The organism is Bradyrhizobium sp. IC3195, assembly GCF_020193585.1.
In the GTDB taxonomy this organism is placed as follows: domain Bacteria; phylum Pseudomonadota; class Alphaproteobacteria; order Rhizobiales; family Xanthobacteraceae; genus Bradyrhizobium; species Bradyrhizobium yuanmingense.
The window spans coordinates 1-19,414 of record NZ_JADYVG010000028.1 but is presented as its reverse complement, the minus strand read 5'-3'; the positions used below and the strand labels follow the sequence as shown (position 1 = coordinate 19,414).

Sequence of the window (19,414 nt, the reverse complement as noted above, 5' to 3'; positions counted from 1 at the left end):
GAAACTCGGGCGTATTGGCCGATGAGCCTAAGCCGGATCAGGTTCTCTGGCCCTTAAGAGGCGTGCTCAATGGAACCTTGGGGAATTGCACGCAATTTTACGGATTGGGGTTCAGGGGGGAATTTCACAACCGGCGAAAACAACCCCATGCACAGTAGAACGGGCATTGATGGATAAGGGGAATTTTGGACGCTATCGCCCCGCCGTCCGTTGTCGTCGCCCGGCTCGACCGGGCGACCCAGTATGCTGAGACGGTCCGGCTGAAACCGAGAAGCCGCGGCGTACTGGATGCCCCGGTCGAGCCGGGGCATGACGGTGAGGGTGTGGAGGCGGCTCCAAAACAAATCCGCCGGAGGTTGCCCTCCGGCGGATCAGCTCATTTGGCAATCACGGCTCGACTTACGCCTTCATGCTCGCCTTCACGGCTTCCGCGGTGATCGGCAGGGCGCGGACGCGGGCGCCGCTAGCATTGAAGATGGCGTTGCCGATGGCCGGCGCGACCACGGTGACCGCGGGCTCGCCGACGCCGGTGGCCTTCTCGCCATTGGCGATCACGGCGATCGCGACCTCGGGCGTCTGGCTCATGCGCAAGGGCGTGTAGCCGTCGAAATTGGTCTGCTCGATGCCACCGTCCTTCAGCGTCGCCTTCTCGTACATCGCCAGCGACAAGCCCCACAGCGCCGCGCCCTCGACCTGGGCGCGGACATTGTCGGGATGCACCTGCGTGCCGACGTCGGTTGCGACCGTGAGCTTCTTCACGGTCACCTCCCCAGACGGCGCGACGGCGACGTGAGCCACGCACGCCGTCCAGCTCGCGGTCGCCCGCTCCTGCGAGGAGACGCAGGCGACGCCCATGCCCTCGCCTTTCGGCAATTGCTTGGTGCCGTAGCCGGACAGTCCCATCGCGGCGAGCAGCGTGTTGCGCAAGCGCTGCGCGCCGCCGTCGTTCTTGCCGGCGCCGTCGAGCAACGAGATGCGGAACTGCGCGGGATCCTTGCCCGTCGCCGCCGCGATCTCGTCGATCATGCTTTCCACCGCCCAGAAGGTCCAGCCCGGCGCCACCGAGCGAAGCTGGCCAGAGGGCGTGGCGTTGTGCGCGAGCTCGTTCTTGATCGCGCGCACATAATGGTTGGGCACGGTGTAGAAGAAGTCCGCCCCGTTCACCGTAAAGGAATCGAGCGGGCCCTTCTTGTCGACCGAGGGCGTCAGGAAATCGGGGATTCCCCAGCGCGCGGTCGGCCAGGCCGAGACCACGTCGTGGCTGATCGCAATGAGCTTGCCATCGCCGTCCACGCCGGCCTTCACTTTTTGGTAGGTGAGCGGACGCGAGAAATCCATCGTCATGTCGTTCTCGCGCGAGTAGATCACCTTCACCGGCTTGCCGACCGCCTTGGCCGCCTGCACCGCCGGAATCATCATGTCGGCATCGAGACGCCGGCCGAAGCCGCCGCCCAGCCACATCTGGTGCATGACCACGAATTTCGGATCGATCCCGGCAGCGCCCGCCGCGATCGCGCCGGAGCGCGTCGCAAACTGGTTGCCGGAATAGATGTGCAGGATGTCGCCCTTGAACTCCGCAGTGGCGTTCATCGGCTCCAGCGGCGCGTGGATGTTGATGCTGGTGGTGTATTCCGCTTCCACCACCTTGGCCGCCGAACCGAAGGCCGCATTGGGATCGCCGTCCTTGACGAAGAACTGGCCGGAATCGTCCAGCTTCTGGAGCCGCTTGGCCTCGTCGAGCAGCGACTCGCTCGACAGCTTCGCGTTCGGACCCGAATCATAGGCGATCTTCAGCGCCTGCGCGGCCTTCTTGGCGTTGGCGTAGGTGCTGGCGACCGCGACGACCCAGCCCGACGTCGTCCCGGTCTTGTCGTCGAGTGTGACGGCCTTGATGAAGCCCGGCACCTTCTTTGCCGCGCTGTCGTCGACCGATTTCACGGTGGCGCCGAAGCGCACCGGCGGCGTGACCAGCGCACCATAGGCCATGCCCGGCAGCATCACGTCGATGCCGTACTTGGCCGTGCCGTTGGTCTTGGAGGGGATGTCGAGCTGCGGAACCGAGACGCCAATCATGGTGTATTGATCGGGCGTCTTCAGTTTGAGCGCCTTCAACTCGTCCGGCGTGAAGGTTTTCGTCGCCTTGCCGCTTTTCACGACATCGGCGAACGACATCTGCTTCTTCGATTTCGGATGCACGATCATGGAATCGCGCACCACCAGCTCCGATGCCGGCACGCCCATGGCGGCGGCGGCACCTTCGGTCAATGCGATGCGCCCGGCGGCACCGGCCCGGCTCATCGCCTCGAAATTCATCATGGTCGACCAGCTGCCGCCGGTGATCTGCGCGCCCAGCACGGGATCGTTGAACTTGGGATCGTTGGAGGCGAGCTGCACGCGCATGTCGCTCCATTTCGCGCCCAATTCCTCGCAGACGATCTGCGCCATGGTGGAGGCGATGTGCTGGCCCATATCCGCCTTGCCGCAGGTCACGGTGACAAGCCCGTCCGGCGCGATCGCGTACCACACGCTCGGCTCGAAATTGGCGGGCGCGGCGGCTGCCGATTCGATGCCGGGCACGCCGGCATAGCCGAGCACGAGGCCGGTCGCGGCGGTGCCGACGAGGAAGGAGCGGCGGCTGAGATCGGTCGTCTCAGGTGTCACGTTCTTGACATGCTTGTTCATGTGGGCCTCCGCTCGCTCGAGGTGGCGGACGCCGTGCGCATCTCGGATGCGGCGCGCATAATCGCCTTCTGGATCCGCGAATAGGTCATGCAGCGGCAGAGATTGCCGTCCATATGGGCGACCACTTCCTCCTTGGTCGGATTGGGATTCTTGGCGAGCAGCGAAGCCGCCTGCATGATCTGGCCGGACTGGCAATAGCCGCATTGCGGCACCTGCTCGGCGATCCAGGCCTTCTGTAAGGGATGATCGCCCTTGGCGGAGAGACCTTCGATGGTGGTGATCTTCTTGCCGGCGACGTCACTGAGCATGGTCTGGCACGAGCGCACGGCTTCGCCGTTGACGTGCACGGTGCAGGCACCGCACAGCCCGGCACCGCAGCCGAACTTGGTGCCGGTCATCTGCAATTGCTCGCGGATCGCCCAGAGGAGCGGCGTGTCGTTCGCCGCATCCACGGACAGACTCCGCCCGTTGATGGTGAGAGTTGGCATAGGCGTCTTCCCCTGCCGGTGCATGAAGCCGCTTACGGCGGCAATTTGAATGGCGGACGCCCACCGGGCTGGCGTCAGCCTTGCCGGCGAGAATGATCGCGTTCCGGCGCGGAGGCAAATGCAATTTGGAACGAGTCGAAAAAGCGCTCGCCACACTCGCCCGTTGTGCGCCGCGCCAAGGGCGTCGACGCAGCCACTGGACACAACAGCGCATGCCTCCGGCATGCGTGCTACGCATTCAGGCAGTTTCTTCGAGGTAACTTGGCGAGCTAAGGTGCAGCTGCCGCCGCTTTCTTCCTTCTCCCCTTGTGGGAGAAGGTGGCGCGAAGCGCCGGATGAGGGGTTCTATCCGCGCACTCGCATTGAGAGAGTCATGCGCGGATAGAGACCCCTCACCCGGCTTCGCTTTCAGCGAAGCCACCCTCTCCCGCAAGGGGAGAGGGTGCAGCGGTGTCGTGGCGAGGAAAAAGAAAGGGCGGGAAGCAATGCCGGAGATCAATCGCGACGGCGTCAACATCTACTACGAGGTTCATGGCAACGGGCCGCCGCTGCTGCTCACCCACGGCTATTCCTCGACCTCGGCGATGTGGCATGGGCAAATCGACGCGCTGGCGAAGGACCACACGCTGATCCTGTGGGACATGCGCGGCCACGGCCAGTCCGATTACCCTGACGATGCGAGCGCGTATAGCGAAGCGCTGACGGTCGGTGACATGGCGGCAATCCTCGATGCGGTCGGCGCGAAGCTCGCCATCATCGGCGGGCTTTCGCTCGGCGGTTACATGTCGCTGGCGTTCTATCGCGCACATCCGGAGCGGGCCCGCGCGCTACTGATCATCGACACCGGCCCCGGCTTCAGGAAGGACGATGCGCGCGAAGCCTGGAACGCGCGGGCGCTTGCCACGGCCGACCGGCTCGACCGCGAAGGCCTCGATGTCTTGAAAGCGGCGACGCGCGAGCGCGCCACCGCGAACCATCGCAACGCCAGTGGGCTTGCGCTCGCCGCGCGCGGCATGCTGACCCAGCGCGATGCGCGCGTGATGGAGCTGTTGCCTGAGATCAAGGTGCCCAGCCTGATCGTGGTCGGCGCCGACGACACCCCGTTCCTCGCCGCCTCCGACTACATGGCCGCAAAGATTCCGGGCGCACAAAAGGTCGTGATCCCCGCGGCCGGACACGCCGTCAACATCGATCAGCCCGAGGCTTTTGTTGACGCGGTCGTGCCTTTCCTGAAGAACTTGCCGGCATAGGCCGATCGAGCAGGGACACAGGCGATGAAGCTGATGATGCTGGCTGCGGGGACGATGTTGCTGTCGCTATCCGCACAGGGCGAGCCGATCGGCGCCGTGCCGCCGCGCCAGCCCTTCGTCACGACCTTGTCGAACAACACGCCGCTCGCCTTCGGCATGGATGCCGAACAGACCGCGCGCGCCCTCGGGCAGAGGCTGCAATATGTGCGGGGACGTCCCGGCCACGAGATCTATCTCGCCTTGCGCAACATCGGCGGCAGCGGCCTGATCCCCTATCGCCATCGCCTGTTCCTGCAATTCCGCCACGGCCGGCTGGCCGGATGGAAGGAGGATTACGGCGAGAACTGGATGTGGGAGTGAGGTGTTACCCCTCATCCTGAGGAGCTTGCACAGCAAGCGTCTCGAAGGATGCAGGCCCGGCTGCTGCATCTCGGCCTTTCATCCTTCGAGACGCGCGCAGGTGCGCGCTCCTCAGGATGAGGGGAGAGAGCTGAATTTCGGATCGACAACCAAGAAGGACAACCCGCGTGGGACAGGACATCAAGCTGACAGCCTCGGACAATTTCAAGCTCGGCGCCTATCGCGCTGATCCCGCCGGCACGCCGAAGGGCGCGGTGGTGGTGATCCAGGAGATCTTTGGGGTCAATCACCACATCCGCTCGGTCTGCGACCGCCTCGCCGGGGAAGGCTATGTCGCGATCGCGCCGTCGATCTTCGACCGGACGGCGCCGAACTTCCAGTCGGGCTATTCGCCCGACGAGATCGCGGAGGCGCGCAAGTTCGTGGCCAACCCGGACTGGGCCGCGATGCTGCGCGACACGCAGGCTGCGATCGATGCGGTCAGAAGCGTCGGGCCCGTCGGCATCATCGGATTTTGCTTGGGCGGCAGCATCGCCTTCGTCGCGGCGACGCGACTGACCGGCCTGAAGGCGGCGATCGGTTATTACGGCGGCGCCGTCGTGCGCTTCGCCGACGAGACGCCGAAGGTGCCGACCCAGCTGCATTTCGGCGAGAAGGATGCCGGCATTCCGCTCGCCGACGTCGAGACCATCAAGTCGAAGCGGCCGGATGTGGAGGTCTTCATCTATCCAGGCGCCCAGCATGGTTTCCATTGCGACGAGCGCGCCAGCTACGACAAGGCCAGCGCAGACATCGCCTGGCCGCGCAGCATGGATTTTTTCGCGAAGCATTTGACGAAGTAGCGCGCGGCTCTTTCCACTGTCATTCCGGGGCGCGCGCAGCGCGAGCCCGGAATCCATCGTGCGTCAGCGTTCGTGGATGAATGGATTCCGGGCTCGCGACTTCGTCGCGCCCCGGAATGACGGGAGGAGAGTGCCTGGGCTTGAGCCCTAGAACCAGCGCTCGCCGACGAACACGGTGTCGCCGGGCGCGAGTGGCGTGCCGAGCGGCACCACGGCGCGCATGGCGCCGCCGTTCTCGGTGTGCGTGACGGTGACCATGTCGCGCTTGGCGCGCGGGGAGAAGCCGCCGGCGATGGCGACCGCGCTCTCAACCGTCATGTTCGGCACGTAGGGATATTGGCCGGGCGCGAGGACCTCGCCGAGGATGAAGAACGGACGATAGGTCTCGATCTCGACCGCCACCGAAGGCTCGCGGATGTAGCCGTTGCGCAGGCGTGCGGCGATCTCGCCGGCCAGCCCTGCCGTGGTGCGGCCGCGGGCGGGCACCGCGCCGATCAGCGGCATGGTGATGGAGCCGCCGGCGTCGATCGCATAGCTGTTGGTGAGACCTTCCTGGCCGTAGACCACGACGCGGAGCTTGTCGCCGGCGTCGAGATGGTAGGAGGGGCCATTGCGCACCGGCACCGCCATCGGCGCGGCGTAGCCGACAGGCATCGGTGCGGGCGAAGCGGCAAAGGAATTGCTGAGCGCTGCGATCGCGCCACCGCCGTTATTGGCGACGACGACCGGCCGCGGCGCATTATAGGGCTGGCCATAGGCCATGGCATCGAGATCGGGACGAGGCTGCACCATCGCGACGGGAGTTGCGGTCTGCATGCAGCCGCCCAAAGCGAGCGCGGCGGACGCTGCCAAGGACGCCAAGTTCGACCATCGAAACGCGCGTGCAACCGGCACCGGACCCATCCTCGAAACGAGACGGCTCCAGTGATGCACCGGTTATGGTTAATAAAGCGTTGAGTGGGGCTCCAACCCTCCCCTGGAGGGGGAGGGTTGGAGGCAGCGCTGTTACGCGGCGCCAGCTGCAGGCTCAATCCCGGGAATAGCCGATCAGCGGTTTCCGCGGGCGGAACAAGATCATCAGGAGGATGCCGAGAATGCCGAGGACGGCGAAGACCGGCTGCTCCAGCACCAGGCGGATCACCGAGGTCCAGAGCCAGGGCGCCTTGGCCTCGACCCAGGTGCGGAAGGCCGATTGGCTGGCCTGATTGATATCGTTCCAGAACTGGCCGAAGCGGGTGAATTTGAGGGTCTGGTCGGCCACCCAGCGGGCGCCGTCATAGACCATGAAGATGAACCCGCCGGCGAGCAGCAACAGCCCAATCAGTCGGAAAAAGCCGCGGATCATGCCTCACCTACGATGGCCGTCGAAGCGGACGACCTTTTCGGAACGATGCCAGCCAATAGCCGGGCGACGGCAGAAATTCAACCTCTTCAGGGCGTTACGGCACTCATCCAGGCCGCCAAAGGGGCGTTTCCGGCGCCCGAAAGCGTTGACGGTGCGAAAGACCCTCTCTATAAGGGCGCCAACTGGCGGTGGGCTCAATCCCGCCGCCGCTGTTCTTTGAGCAGTTGCAGGCACCCTGGGCTTCAGGACTCATCCGAGCTTGAAGACACCTTGGAGCCTCAGAGACAGCCGCAAGGCGGTCGCTCATGTTCCGGGAACGGCCCAGCAACCGAACAACCCTAAATCCGAGCGTCGATTCCGCGGTCAAGCAAGCCGGCGCTACCCGACGAAGACGCGACCGGTACCCGCAAAGGACATTGAGACCATGGCCAATACCACTTCCGCCAAGAAAGCGACGCGCAAGATCGCCCGCCGCACTGCCGTCAACAAGTCGCGCCGCACCCAGATGCGTGGCGCCGTGCGCAACGTCGAGGAAGCCATCGAGAGCGGCGACCGCGCCGCTGCCGTGAAGGCGCTCGCGACGGCCGAGCCCGCCTTGATGCGCGCCGCCCAGCGCAACATCATTCACAAGAACAACGCCAGCCGCAAAGTCTCGCGCCTCACCGCGCAGATCGCCAAGCTCGCGAAGTAAATCTTGCCAAGTCATCTTGGCGACATCGTCTGATCGGTCGATCCGGTCAGCGCGTCAAACAGCCCGGCCTCGCGCCGGGCTTTTTTGTTGACTGTCACATTCACGCAAGCAGTCACGCGAGGCTCACGCCTCGCTTGGATGATTTACATCGTCTGCGTCAGTCTTCATTCCGTAATTCTACCTGCCGATGTTCTGCAACAGAGGAAACTTCACTGCGTTGCAAAAAACCCCTGTGAGGCGTGCGCGAATTGAATCGATGGCCGATGAGAGTTCTGCACACCGTAGATTCACCGGAACGTGTGTCACGGTGGAGTTACCCTGCAAAACGAGTCTCGAAAAGCGATGGCTCGATAATCACTTATCAACATAGCAGGGACAAGCATTTGGAAAATTCGCCCGCACGTCGGGCGCATGACGAATTTATAAAAATAATTTGGCGCTGAACGAGAATTGTCACATGACGCGCGGCCTTCTCGATTCTGTGCACGGATTCAAAAACTTGCTTCGCAGCCTGTGAACAACTCCTGTGCGACGTTAACCGAGGTCAAGTTTTTTGACGGCTCAACTGTGAATCAATTTCGTTGCGAGTCTTTCCGCTTAGTGTATTCCTTAACCCAGTCAGCGGCGCCCACGATCTTCAGACCAGCGCGGTTTAGGAAACGGGGCGAGCGTGCAAATCGGCGGCGGTGTGCACGTAGGCGACGCTTCAAAAAGTGATGTCGGTGCAAAACCCACAGCAATGTGGGAATGGTAGCTCTTTGTCTGAATGTTTCCAAGCGGGACCTTTCCCGCTCGCGCCAGGCGCATCTACTCGCGCCAGGCTCATATGAGAGACATCGCGAAGCTACCCCGGCACGCAAGGTGGCGAAGTCGAGCGGACGACTAGTACATTTGGGCAGGCATCCGCGACAGGAGTACGGCGCGGTTGTCTTTAGGACACGCAGGACCTTGTCGTGGGCGATCACGGCAGGACGGGGAGGTATCATGTCTTACGGACTCAACGCGGTATTGCAGCACGTTTCCTTTTCCAACGATGCCGTTTCAGCTCCGTCGGATCTCCAGCCTCCCGCGCGTGACGGAGCGCCGAGTACGCGCTGACCTCGCGACTGCTCCATCTCTGACATCGCTGATCTGACCCGCGGCGTTCGCGCCGAACGGTCGAGCCATGCCCGACGATGGACTCGCTCGAGGTCGCGCCACTCCAGGGACCGTGGCAGGAACCCTGCATGGCGCTCACAAACGCAACTATATCTCTCAAGAGAAGTTTTCTGACGATGACAATGGAACAGGATCGCTGGTCACGCGTGAAGGGTCGGCTGCGCTCGAGCGTTGGCGAGGACGTCTACACAAGCTGGTTTGCGCGCATGGATCTGGAAGGCGTGCAGGACGAGAGCGTGCGGCTCTCGGTGCCGACGCGGTTCCTGAAGAGCTGGATTCAGGCCCATTATGCCGAGCGCGTGCTGTCGTGCTGGCAGGCCGAGATGCCGGAAGTGCATCGCATCGACCTCACGGTGCGGTCCGCCGTGCGCCCCTCGGCGCAGCCGAAGGAAGCGCCCGCGCCGGTCGAGGCGCGCCGCGCGCCGATGCCGGAATTGCGCTCGACCGCGACCGCGCCGGTCTCGGCCAATCACGACGCGCTCGGCGGCTCGCCGCTCGATCCGCGCCTGACCTTCGCCAGCTTCGTCGTCGGCCGCTCCAACACGCTGGCCCATGCGGCCGCGCGCCAGGTCGCCGAAGGGCGTCGCGGCGACTCCGTGATGTTCAACCCGCTCTACATCCATGCCGGTGTCGGCCTCGGCAAGACGCATCTCTTGCAGGCCGTGACCTGGGCCGGCAATTCCGGCAACGAGCGCAAGGTGCTGTATCTCACGGCCGAAAAATTCATGTATGGCTTCGTCGCCGCGCTGAAGACGCAGACGGCGCTGGCCTTCAAGGAAGCGCTGCGCGGCATCGACGTGCTTGTCATCGACGACCTCCAATTCCTGCAGGGCAAGTCGACCCAGGCCGAGTTCTGCCACACGCTGAACGCGCTGATCGACGCCGGCCGCCAAGTCGTGATCGCGGCCGACCGTCCGCCATCGGATCTGGAAAGCCTCGACGATCGCGTGCGCTCGCGGCTCGCCGGCGGGCTCGTGGTCGAGATGGGATCGCTCGGCGAGGAGCTGCGCCACGGCATCCTGAAGTCGCGCGTCGCGGCGGCCCGCGCCCATCACGCCACGTTCGAGGTGCCCGAGGAGGTGCTGCATTATCTGGCGCGCACCATCACCCATAACGGCCGCGACCTCGAAGGCGCTATCAACCGGCTGCTGGCGCATTCCAAGCTCAACAACCGGCCGGTGACGCTGGAGATGGCCGAGCACGAGGTGCGCGACCTGGTGCGGCCGCAGGAGCCGAAGCGGATCAAGATCGAGGACATCCAGCGCGTGGTGGCGCGGCAGTATAATGTCAGCCGCTCCGACCTCTTGTCCTCGCGCCGCACCGCCAACGTGGTGCGCCCGCGCCAGGTGGCGATGTATCTCGCCAAGACGCTGACGCTGCGCTCGCTGCCCGAGATCGGCCGCCGCTTCGGCGGACGCGACCACACGACCGTGCTGCACGCGGTGCGCAAGATCGAGGCGCTGGTCTCCAAGGACACCGCGCTGTCGGAGGAAGTGGAATCGCTGAAGCGCCAGCTTCAGGAATAAAGGCCTAGGGCTCCCGCCCTGCTCCCGCCGCCCCGGCTTGCCTGGGCGGCGTCTTCGTTTTGAGGCGGTAAATCGTGGGGAACTGGCCCCAATGCCTTGAATCTGCGGGCTATCCGCGCCACCTTGCGCGACCCAGACGGCTTTGGTCATATCGGCAGGAATGATCCGGCCGGTCGGGGTCTTCGATGCCGTGGCGCGCGTCCCGCCGCCCGGCCTTCTCAACGCTGTGTTTTCCTAAGGGATCGGGCGAGTAGTGCAATGAAGGTTACGGTCGAACGCGCACAACTGCTGAAGTCGCTGGGCCATGTCCACCGCGTGGTCGAGCGCCGCAACACGATCCCGATTCTCGGCAACGTGCTGGTGCGCGCCGAGAACGCGAAATTGTCGCTGAAGGCGACCGACCTCGACCTCGAAGTGACCGAGACGCTGCCGGCGGAAACCGCGACCGCGGGCTCCACCACCGTGCCGGCGCACATGTTCTACGACATCGTGCGCAAGCTGCCGGACGGCTCGCAGATCGTGCTGGAGGCCGACGGCGACCGCGCCGTGCTCGCCATCCGCGCCGGCCGCTCGCGCTTCACGCTGCAGACGCTGCCGGAGAACGATTTCCCGGATCTGGCCGCCGGCGACATGTCGCATTCGTTCTCGCTCGCCGCCAAGGACGTCAAGCGGCTGATCGACCGCACCCAGTTCGCGATCTCGACCGAGGAGACGCGCTATTACCTCAACGGCATCTATCTGCATGCCGCCGGCACGCCAAAGGCCGCCACCCTGCGCGGTGTCGCCACCGACGGTCACCGCCTCGCCCAGCTCGACCTGGTGCAGCCCAAGGGCGCCGAGGGCATGCCCGGCGTGATCGTGCCGCGCAAGACGGTCGGCGAGGTGCAGCGCCTGATCGAGGACACCGAGGCCGAGATGACGATCGAGCTGTCGCAGGCCAAGATCCGCTTCACCATCGGCAACGTCGTGCTGACCTCGAAGCTGATCGACGGCACCTTCCCCGATTACGGCCGCGTCATTCCGCAGAACAACGACAAGGAGCTCGTGGTCGACAAGAAGGATTTCGAGAACGCGGTCGACCGCGTCTCGACGATTTCGAGCGAGCGCGGCCGCGCGGTCAAATTGTCGCTGTCGGCGGGCAAGCTGGTGCTGTCGGTGACCAATCCGGATTCCGGCAGCGCGACCGAAGAGCTCGAGGTCGAATACGCCTCCGACGCGCTCGATATCGGCTTCAACTCCCGCTATCTGCTCGACATCGCCGCCCAGATCGAAGGCGACGTCGCCACGCTCCGCCTCGCCGACCCCGGCTCGCCGACGCTGGTGCAGGACCGCGACGACAAGAGCGCGCTGTACGTGCTGATGCCGATGCGGGTGTGAGGCTGCTTTCCCCTTTTTGTCATGGCCGGGCTTGACCCGGCCATCCATCGAACAAGATGACCTATTGGGTGTACATCCTCGCCAGCAAGCCCGGTGGAACACTCTACATCGGCGTCACGAACAATCTGGTCAGGCGCGTCTACGAACACCGCGAAGGCCTGGCGGACGGCTTCACCAAGCGTTACGGCGTGAAGACCCTGGTCTATTTCGAGGCGCATGACACGATCGCCGCTGCCCTTCAGCGCGAAAAGAACATGAAGCACTGGTCACGCGAGTGGAAGATCGACCTGATCGTGAAAAGCAATCCCGCGTGGCAAGACCTATATGATGAAATAGCCCGCTGACGCGGGCGATGGATTGCCGGGTCAAGCCCGGCAATGACAGAGTGATATGACCCCCTCCCGCATTCATCGGCTGACGCTGACGCATTTTCGCAATTACCGGGCGGCGGGGCTCGAGACGGCGGCTGATCTGGTGGCGCTGGTCGGACCGAACGGGGCGGGCAAGACCAATTGCATCGAGGCGATCTCGTTCCTGTCGCCGGGCCGCGGCCTTCGCCGGGCGACGCTGGAGGATGTCGCCGACAACCAGGGCGACGGCTCCTGGGCGGTGTCGGCGCAGGTCGAGGGCGCGCTGGGGCTGGCGACGCTCGGCACCGGCATCGATGCGCCGCGCGCGGATACCACGGTCAGCCGGCGCTGCCGCATCGACCGCGAGCCGGTGGGCTCGGCCAGCGCCTTCGGCGATCATATCCGCATGGTGTGGCTGACGCCGGCCATGGACGGGCTGTTCATGGGCGCAGCGTCCGGACGGCGGCGCTTCTTCGACCGTCTCGTGCTCGCCATCGACAGCGAGCATTCCAGCCGCATCAACGCGCTCGAGCGCTCGTTGCGCTCGCGTAACCGCCTGCTGGAGACGCGCAATTACGACGACCATTGGTGCGACGCGATCGAGCGCGAGACGGCCGAACTCGCCGTCGCGGTGGCGGCCACGCGCGGCCAGACCGCGGCAAGGCTCACCGGCATGCTCAACGCGCGCGCACAGGCATCCGCATTTCCGTCCGCTCAGATCGCGCTCGACGGCTGGATGGAGAATGCGCTGCTCGAGGAGACCGCGACCTCGGTCGAGGACCGCTACCGCCAGATCCTGCGCGACAACCGCCCGCGCGATGCGATCGCCGGCCGCACCACCGACGGCCCGCATCTCACCGACCTCCAGGTGATCTACGCGCCCAAGAGCATGCCGGCGCGCGATGCCTCCACCGGCGAGCAGAAGGCGCTGCTGATCGGCCTCGTGCTGGCGCATGCGAGCCTGGTCGCCGAGATGACCGGCATCGTGCCGCTGCTGCTGCTCGACGAGGTGGTTGCGCATCTCGATCCGAACCGCCGGGCGGCGCTGTTCGATGAGCTGAAGAAGCTCGGCGCGCAGGTGTGGCTGAGCGGTGCGGATCCTGCCGCCTTCGCCGAGATCGGCGCGGGGGGCGAAGTGTTTGACGTCGAGAGCGGACGAGTCTCGGCCCGCAGTTAGGCCGCCGCATTGAACCCGCCTGTTCCAGATCGCGACTAGCTGCTTGAGGCCGCAAGAAGCGGCCATCGCGCAGCACTCGGACATGCGCGATATCCTTCGCGATATTTTTGGAGCATGAGCATGACGGCGGTGAGGCATGGGGCGCAAGCTCCGGCACGATGGCAGTTGTTTGCGTGCGGCTTCGCCCTGCTTGCGATGTGCATGCTCGCGGCCAGCGCCGGTGCCTCGCTGCCGCATCTGTTTCCGACGACGCTCACGCTGGATTCCGATGCCAAGCTGCCCGCACCGACCCGCTATACTTACAGAGGGATCCACACCACGCTGATGCAGGGCGTCGACGCGCCGCTCCGCGTCAGGCTGGAGGCCACCGTGCCCGCGGGGCTCAGCGACGTGCTCGCCTTCTACCGGACCGAGCTTCGCAAGCTCGGCTGGCAAGAGCAGCATGATGGCGCCGTGGTCAACGCCGATCACGTCCGGCTCGCCTTCGTCTCGCCGCTGGGGCCGGCCGCGCTGAAGCTCGATCGCAAGGATTCCGGCACCTCGGTTCATCTGGTGCAGAAGAACGCGGACATGGCGACGAAGGCGAACGTGCTGCCCGAGCCCGGCCAGGCGAAGCTGGTGTTCAGCAATATCGGCGACAAGGAAGCGGTCCTCACCATCAACGAGCGGACCATCCCGCGCCCGGCCAGCGCGAACGCCGTCGCGCTGGACCTCGCGCCGGGCGAATATTCGTACAGGCTGGGCGCGCCGGGCCAACCCGCCACCACGAACATCCTCACCGTCGCCGCCGGCGACACCTGGGAGCTCACGGTCGGGCGCGACGGTGACGCCTGGCCGCCGTTGCAGCTGTACTGAGCCTGTTGAACCTCTCCGGTTCCCGGCGCGACTTCTCGTCTGAGGCCGCGCCGACGGCGCCGCAGCCCGCCAATGCGCAAGGGCAAGACGACCCGCGCGACATCCAGGAGTTTTTTGACGATGCCGATGATCCGGCGCGGGGCGCAAGTCCCGGCAAGATGGCTGCTGCTTGCCTGCGGCATTCTCGCGATAGTGATCCCCTCGCGTCCCGCCGGCGCGGCAGACGATGGCATCGTCGACGTCCATACGCTGCCGCGGCTCGACGGTGCGGTGGAGGACACTTCGCGTCCCGACACCTATCGCGTGATCTACACCGTGTCGACCCCGCTTGCCGCCACGTCGGACGCGACCAGGAAGCTGCTGAGCGCCGACGGCTGGGTGCCCTATGTGTATCCGCTGGATGAGAAAAGCGCAGCGTTGACCTTCAAGAAGGGACGGCAGGGGCTGCGCGTTTCCTTCACACAGGCGCGCGGGCGACCCGACCAGTCCGCCGTGTTCTACACGCCGAACCGGATCTATGCGAACGTGCCCTTTCCGGAAGGCGCGATCGATCTCGTGTTCGACGAGACCCGGCCCTATCTCAGCTGCATTGCGCCCGGCGCGCTCGATGCGACCGCAGCATTCTTTACCAAGGACATGGCGGCGATGGGGTGGCGCAAGCTTAACCCCGATACGGCATCGCGCTGGCCGAACGCCGATCTTGCCGGAGCCGTTCCGAACGGCGTTCGCGTCTTCTACGACCACCCCGATCGCGACGCGACGCACATCTACCAGAAGCCGGTGATGCTGACCCTGACGCGCCGCGACGATGGCCGCACCAATGTCGAGATCAGGGTGGCGCCGTTCGCACTGCCGGAGGTGCTCGAGGCCGACGACGACATGGCCGGCCTGCCACGGCCGAAGCCAACCAAATCTGCGCGGGGCCTCGGCAGCGCCAACTCGAACAAGCGCGAGATCTCGGCCGCCGCGATCGCCGAGCTGCCCGCCGTGCTCGCCTTCTACCAGCGCGAGCTCACCGCGCGCGGCTGGCAGGAGGACGGCCGCGCGCCGCTCGCGCCCGGCGACGAGGTGGCGATCAAGATTTCCAACACTGATGAAACCGGTGTGCTGCGGCTCGGCCGCAAATATGATTTCACCATGGTCAGCCTGACCGCGCAGGTGAAGGAATCCGCGCTCGCCGCTCGCGCCAAGGCGAAGAAGGAGGCCGACGCGAGGTTCCTGAGCGATGCCTTGGGTACGGCTCAGCAGCTCATTGCGGCCGATGATATCAGGCGCAAGACGCAGGCCGCCTCCCTGTCGGACGCCCCGCTCACCGCGCTCGCTGACAGCAAGACGCCGGTGCCGCTGCCCGAAAACGCCGAAGCCGTGAAGTTCGAAGGCGGCGACGGCCACCTGGAATTCTCCTCGGCGTCGAGCGTGAAGGCGCTCAGCAGCTTCTATCGGACCGCGCTGAAGAGCTCGGGCTGGAAGGAGCAGCCCTCCGTCATCAACCAGCCGAACATGGCGGTGATGGCGTTCTCGAAGGGCGGCAAGTCGATCTCGATGACGGTGATGCAGATGGCCCCGAAGGTGAATGTCCGCGCCGACGGATCGGGCCTGGTGACCGAAGCGGCCAAGGCTGCGGCCGGCGCGGAGGTGGAGGTTCAGGCCAAATCCGCCGAGCCGCTCAAACCCGATCCTGAGTCCCCGCTGCCGGTGCCGACGCAGCGTTCGTCGAAATCGCTCGCCACCACCAAGATACCCGGAGGCGAAGCGCCGCTCCGCCGCGAGCTCGAGGCCCGCATCCCCGCTTCGCTCGACGAGGTCCTCGCCTTCTACCGGGCCGAGCTTGCAAAGCTGGGCTGGCGGGAGAGAGCCGACGGCGCGACCGCGTCCGCAGAACGCGCGCAGATCGACTTCACCTCGCCGCAAGGTCCCGCCGTGCTCAAGCTCGGCCGCGCCAAGGGCGAGACCACGGTCAGCCTGGCGCAGAAGAATGCCGATGCCGCGGCCAAGGCCGAGATCATGCCGAAGGCGGGACAAGCGCGGCTCATGCTCGGAAACATGGCAGCGAACGAGGTCGCGCTGACGATCAACAAGCAGACGGTGAAGATCGCAGCCGGCGCCGGCGGCCCGCAATCACCGAAAGGCCCGATGCTCGACCTACCGCCCGGCAAATACGTGTACGCGTTCCGCCTGCCCGGCCGCCCTGCGCGTAGCGAGTCCCTGACCGTTGCCGCCGGCGAGGCCTGGGGCCTTCTGGTGGGCCCGAGCGGCGACGTGCTGCCGCTGCAGATGTATTGAGGCTGCACGCTTTCAGATTCGCGGTATCGTCATGGCCGGGCTTGTCCCGGCCATCCACGTCTTCCGCGACGCCAAGAACGTGGATGCCAGGACAAGGCCGGGCATGACGGCGATCGATGAATCAGTTTCAGGTGCCCCAAAACCACTCTTCCTGGCCCCCGCAAAAATCCACGTCTTTTCGAGGCAAAAAACTGCCCTCGAATCGGGCTTTTTGCGGCGCCCAGAATCGGCCCTCCGGCGCCTTGAAAACCGGCCGAAAAACCCTATCTACTCAAAGGGTTGCCGGAGGATACTTTGCGCTAGGCGCAAGCGGTCTTTCATGGCACAAATAGCCCCGCAAATCAGCGCCTTTTGCGCCGCTGATTCGGGCGACATCTCGAAGGCCTCTCATGACAGAACCTGCTCGGCAGCACGCTGCCGAAAACGAGCCCTCCAACGCGAGCGATTACGGCGCGGAATCGATCCGCGTGCTCAAGGGACTCGATGCCGTCCGCAAGCGCCCGGGCATGTATATCGGCGATACCGACGACGGCTCGGGCCTGCACCACATGGTCTACGAAGTCGTCGATAACGCCATCGACGAGGCGCTCGCCGGCCATGCCTCGCGCGTCGAGGTGATCCTCAACGCGGATAATTCCGTCACCGTGCGCGACGACGGCCGCGGCATTCCCGTCGACATCCACAAGGGCGAAGGCATCTCGGCGGCCGAGGTCATCATGACCCAGCTGCACGCCGGCGGTAAGTTCGACCAGAACTCCTACAAAGTTTCCGGCGGCCTGCACGGCGTCGGCGTCTCCGTCGTCAACGCGCTGTCGAGCAAGCTCGGCTTGCGCATCTGGCGTGACAACAAGGAGCACTATATCGAGTTCGCTCACGGCGATGCCGTCGCACCGCTGAAGGTGGTCGGCGAGGCGCCGGGCCGGCGCGGCACCGAGGTGACGTTCCTGGCCTCGACCGAGACCTTCAAGAACATCGAATACGACTTCGCCACGCTCGAGCATCGCTTACGCGAGCTCGCCTTCCTCAATTCCGGCGTCAACATCGTGCTCTCCGACATGCGCCACGCGGTCGAGAAGCGCGAGGAGATGTTCTATTCCGGCGGCGTCGAGGAGTTCGTCAAATATCTCGACCGCAACAAGAAGGCCCTGGTGCCGGCGCCGATCATGGTGCGCTCGGAAGCCAACGGCATCGGCGTCGAGGCCGCTTTGTGGTGGAACGACAGCTACCACGAGAACGTGCTGTGCTTCACCAACAACATCCCGCAACGCGACGGGGGCACCCATCTCGCCGGCTTCCGCGGCGCGCTGACGCGCCAGGTCAACGGCTATGCCGAGGCCAATGCCAAGAAGGAAAAGATCGCGCTGACCGGCGACGATTGCCGCGAAGGGCTCACCGCCGTTCTCTCGGTGAAGGTGCCCGATCCGAAGTTTTCGTCGCAAACCAAGGACAAGCTGGTGTCCTCGGAAGTGCGCCCCGTGGTCGAGAACGTCCTTAACGAGGCGCTTGCCGCCTGGTTCGAGGAGCACCCGAGCGAAGCCAAGATGATCGTCGGCAAGGTGATCCAGGCCGCGGCGGCCCGTGAAGCTGCGCGAAAAGCGCGCGAGCTGACGCGCAAGAGCCCGCTCTCGGTCTCCTCGCTGCCGGGCAAGCTCGCCGACTGCCAGGAAAAGGATCCAGCCAAGTCCGAGCTCTTCATCGTCGAGGGCGACTCGGCAGGCGGCAGCGCCAAGCAGGGCCGCAACCGCGAGTTCCAGGCCGTCTTGCCGCTCCGCGGCAAGATCCTGAACGTCGAGCGCGTGCGTCCCGACAAGATGCTGTCGTCAGAGCAGATCGGCACGCTGATCACCGCGCTCGGCACCGGCATCAGCGACGAGTTCTCGGTCGAGAAGCTGCGCTATCACAAGATCATCGTGATGACGGACGCCGACGTCGACGGCGCCCACATCCGCACGCTGCTGCTGACGTTCTTCTACCGGCAGATGCGCGACATCATCGATGGCGGCTATCTCTATATCGCCCAGCCGCCGCTCTATAAGGTCTCACGCGGCAAGTCCGAGCAGTACCTGAAGGACGAGCGGGCGCTGGAAGACTATCTCATCGACGCCGGCCTCGATGATTGCGTGTACATCCCCGGCACCGGCGGCGACCGCTCCGGGCGCGATCTGCGCGCGCTGGTCGACGACGCCCGCGTAGTCCGCAGCGTCCTGCGCAACCTGCACAGCCGCTATAATCGCAAGGTGGTCGAGCAGGCCGCGATCACCGGCGTGCTGAACAAGGAGATCTACGGCGATCCCGAGAAGGCGGCGGCCGCCGCGCAATACATCGCGAGCCGGCTGGACAACCAGGCCGAGGAGGTCGAGCGCGGCTGGGTCGGACAATTCATCGAGGGTCAAGGCTTCCTGTTCGAGCGCACCGTGCGCGGCGTCAAGGAAGCCGCCGTCATCGACGATGCGCTGCTTGGCTCGGCCGAGGCGCGCAAGCTCGACGAATACACGACCAAGCTCCAGGACGTTTACGCCCGCTCCGGCAAGCTACGGCGCAAGGATTCCGAGCACGTGGTCCACGGCCCGGTCGATCTGTTCGAGGCCGTGACCGATTCGGGTCGCAAGGGCATCAGCCTGCAGCGCTATAAAGGCCTGGGCGAGATGAACCCGGAGCAGCTCTGGGAAACGACGCTCGACACCGAGGCACGCTCGCTGCTCCAGGTGAAGGTCAAGGAGGTCGACGAGGCCGACGACATCTTCACCAAGCTGATGGGCGACGTCGTCGAGCCGCGCCGCGATTTCATTCAGGAACATTCGCTGAGCGCGACGATCGATATTTGAGGGCGGTTGGCTTTGGATTGATCTGCTGGCCAAGCACTCGCTGCACCTCTCCCGCTTGCGGGAGAGGTCGACACGCTCGCAGAGCGTGGCGGGTGAGGGCTTCCTCCTCTAGGGGATTGTCCCGTGTGGAGAGACCCTCTCCCCCGCCCTCCCCCGCAAACGGGGGAGAGGGCGCACCACCTTCGTGGCAACACCGCCCCTGAAC

The 19,414-nt window shown here is 65.0% G+C and carries 15 protein-coding genes; 11 read left to right on the top strand and 4 right to left on the bottom strand.

Annotated features, from left to right (window positions below; genetic code table 11):
• Positions 1-399 precede the first annotated feature (399 nt).
• Complete coding sequence (locus I6F09_RS33320; RefSeq protein ID WP_225189904.1) at positions 400-2,682, bottom strand: molybdopterin cofactor-binding domain-containing protein; 2,283 nt, start codon at positions 2,680-2,682, stop codon at positions 400-402.
• Positions 2,679-3,170 (bottom strand): (2Fe-2S)-binding protein, encoded by a 492-nt coding sequence (locus I6F09_RS33315; protein WP_025033225.1) that lies wholly within the window; start codon positions 3,168-3,170, stop codon positions 2,679-2,681. The genes I6F09_RS33320 and I6F09_RS33315 overlap by 4 nt, the downstream gene beginning before the upstream one ends.
• Before the next feature lie 485 nt (positions 3,171-3,655).
• On the opposite strand from I6F09_RS33315, the gene I6F09_RS33310 reads away from it, so the two are divergent.
• From I6F09_RS33310 to I6F09_RS33300, 3 genes are all read left to right on the top strand, one after another.
• Positions 3,656-4,420, top strand: coding sequence for an alpha/beta fold hydrolase (locus I6F09_RS33310; protein ID WP_225189903.1), 765 nt, complete (start codon positions 3,656-3,658; stop codon positions 4,418-4,420).
• A 24-nt stretch (positions 4,421-4,444) separates the two neighbouring features.
• Positions 4,445-4,780 carry a hypothetical protein gene (locus I6F09_RS33305; RefSeq protein WP_225158010.1) on the top strand — a complete coding sequence of 112 codons (336 nt, stop codon included), beginning with the start codon at positions 4,445-4,447 and terminating at the stop codon, positions 4,778-4,780.
• 167 nt (positions 4,781-4,947) lie between these two features.
• The gene (locus I6F09_RS33300; RefSeq protein WP_225189902.1) at positions 4,948-5,622 is read left to right on the top strand and encodes a dienelactone hydrolase family protein; all 675 of its coding nucleotides are present in this window, start codon (positions 4,948-4,950) and stop codon (positions 5,620-5,622) included.
• A gap of 147 nt (positions 5,623-5,769) precedes the next feature.
• Here the strand turns inward: I6F09_RS33300 and I6F09_RS33295 are convergent, their stop codons facing one another.
• Positions 5,770-6,516 carry a polysaccharide biosynthesis/export family protein gene (locus I6F09_RS33295; protein ID WP_036002627.1) on the bottom strand — a complete coding sequence of 249 codons (747 nt, stop codon included), beginning with the start codon at positions 6,514-6,516 and terminating at the stop codon, positions 5,770-5,772.
• A gap of 133 nt (positions 6,517-6,649) precedes the next feature.
• Positions 6,650-6,967, bottom strand: a complete 318-nt coding sequence (locus tag I6F09_RS33290; protein ID WP_025033220.1) for a hypothetical protein — start codon at positions 6,965-6,967, stop codon at positions 6,650-6,652.
• A 424-nt stretch (positions 6,968-7,391) separates the two neighbouring features.
• On the opposite strand from I6F09_RS33290, the gene rpsT reads away from it, so the two are divergent.
• The 8 genes from rpsT (at position 7,392) to gyrB (ending at position 19,209) form a co-directional block, all read left to right on the top strand.
• Positions 7,392-7,658, top strand: coding sequence for a 30S ribosomal protein S20 (rpsT, locus tag I6F09_RS33285; protein ID WP_036002606.1), 267 nt, complete (start codon positions 7,392-7,394; stop codon positions 7,656-7,658).
• 1,274 nt (positions 7,659-8,932) lie between these two features.
• Positions 8,933-10,342, top strand: a complete 1,410-nt coding sequence (gene dnaA, locus I6F09_RS33280; RefSeq protein ID WP_225148457.1) for a chromosomal replication initiator protein DnaA — start codon at positions 8,933-8,935, stop codon at positions 10,340-10,342.
• A gap of 258 nt (positions 10,343-10,600) precedes the next feature.
• On the top strand, positions 10,601-11,719 hold the full coding sequence (gene dnaN / locus I6F09_RS33275) for a DNA polymerase III subunit beta (protein ID WP_036002613.1): 1,119 nt from the start codon (positions 10,601-10,603) through the stop codon (positions 11,717-11,719).
• A gap of 56 nt (positions 11,720-11,775) precedes the next feature.
• The gene (locus tag I6F09_RS33270) at positions 11,776-12,063 is read left to right on the top strand and encodes a GIY-YIG nuclease family protein (RefSeq protein WP_157284865.1); all 288 of its coding nucleotides are present in this window, start codon (positions 11,776-11,778) and stop codon (positions 12,061-12,063) included.
• Positions 12,064-12,109: 46 nt separating this feature from the next.
• Positions 12,110-13,246 carry a DNA replication/repair protein RecF gene (gene recF / locus I6F09_RS33265; protein WP_225189901.1) on the top strand — a complete coding sequence of 379 codons (1,137 nt, stop codon included), beginning with the start codon at positions 12,110-12,112 and terminating at the stop codon, positions 13,244-13,246.
• A gap of 120 nt (positions 13,247-13,366) precedes the next feature.
• Positions 13,367-14,101: a hypothetical protein gene (locus tag I6F09_RS33260; RefSeq protein WP_225189900.1), complete on the top strand. Its 735-nt coding sequence runs from the start codon at positions 13,367-13,369 to the stop codon at positions 14,099-14,101.
• Between the two features lie 120 nt (positions 14,102-14,221).
• On the top strand, positions 14,222-16,384 hold the full coding sequence (locus I6F09_RS33255; protein ID WP_225189899.1) for a hypothetical protein: 2,163 nt from the start codon (positions 14,222-14,224) through the stop codon (positions 16,382-16,384).
• A 389-nt stretch (positions 16,385-16,773) separates the two neighbouring features.
• A complete protein-coding gene (gene gyrB, locus I6F09_RS33250) occupies positions 16,774-19,209 on the top strand; it encodes a DNA topoisomerase (ATP-hydrolyzing) subunit B (protein ID WP_036002622.1) in 2,436 nt (811 codons plus the stop codon).
• Positions 19,210-19,414: the final 205 nt, after the last annotated feature.

What these genes read in the sequence shown, in the direction of transcription:
- I6F09_RS33305 (WP_225158010.1), top strand. Translation starts at nt 4,445, where the DNA reads ATGAAGCTGATGATGCTGGCTGCGGGGACGATGTTGCTGTCGCTATCC.
- recF (WP_225189901.1), top strand. Translation starts at nt 12,110, where the DNA reads ATGACCCCCTCCCGCATTCATCGGCTGACGCTGACGCATTTTCGCAAT.
- dnaN (WP_036002613.1), top strand. Translation starts at nt 10,601, where the DNA reads ATGAAGGTTACGGTCGAACGCGCACAACTGCTGAAGTCGCTGGGCCAT.
- I6F09_RS33310 (WP_225189903.1), top strand. Translation starts at nt 3,656, where the DNA reads ATGCCGGAGATCAATCGCGACGGCGTCAACATCTACTACGAGGTTCAT.
- I6F09_RS33255 (WP_225189899.1), top strand. Translation starts at nt 14,222, where the DNA reads ATGCCGATGATCCGGCGCGGGGCGCAAGTCCCGGCAAGATGGCTGCTG.
- gyrB (WP_036002622.1), top strand. Translation starts at nt 16,774, where the DNA reads ATGACAGAACCTGCTCGGCAGCACGCTGCCGAAAACGAGCCCTCCAAC.
- I6F09_RS33260 (WP_225189900.1), top strand. Translation starts at nt 13,367, where the DNA reads ATGACGGCGGTGAGGCATGGGGCGCAAGCTCCGGCACGATGGCAGTTG.
- dnaA (WP_225148457.1), top strand. Translation starts at nt 8,933, where the DNA reads ATGACAATGGAACAGGATCGCTGGTCACGCGTGAAGGGTCGGCTGCGC.
- I6F09_RS33320 (WP_225189904.1), bottom strand. Translation starts at nt 2,682, where the DNA reads ATGAACAAGCATGTCAAGAACGTGACACCTGAGACGACCGATCTCAGC.
- rpsT (WP_036002606.1), top strand. Translation starts at nt 7,392, where the DNA reads ATGGCCAATACCACTTCCGCCAAGAAAGCGACGCGCAAGATCGCCCGC.
- I6F09_RS33270 (WP_157284865.1), top strand. Translation starts at nt 11,776, where the DNA reads ATGACCTATTGGGTGTACATCCTCGCCAGCAAGCCCGGTGGAACACTC.
- I6F09_RS33290 (WP_025033220.1), bottom strand. Translation starts at nt 6,967, where the DNA reads ATGATCCGCGGCTTTTTCCGACTGATTGGGCTGTTGCTGCTCGCCGGC.
- I6F09_RS33315 (WP_025033225.1), bottom strand. Translation starts at nt 3,170, where the DNA reads ATGCCAACTCTCACCATCAACGGGCGGAGTCTGTCCGTGGATGCGGCG.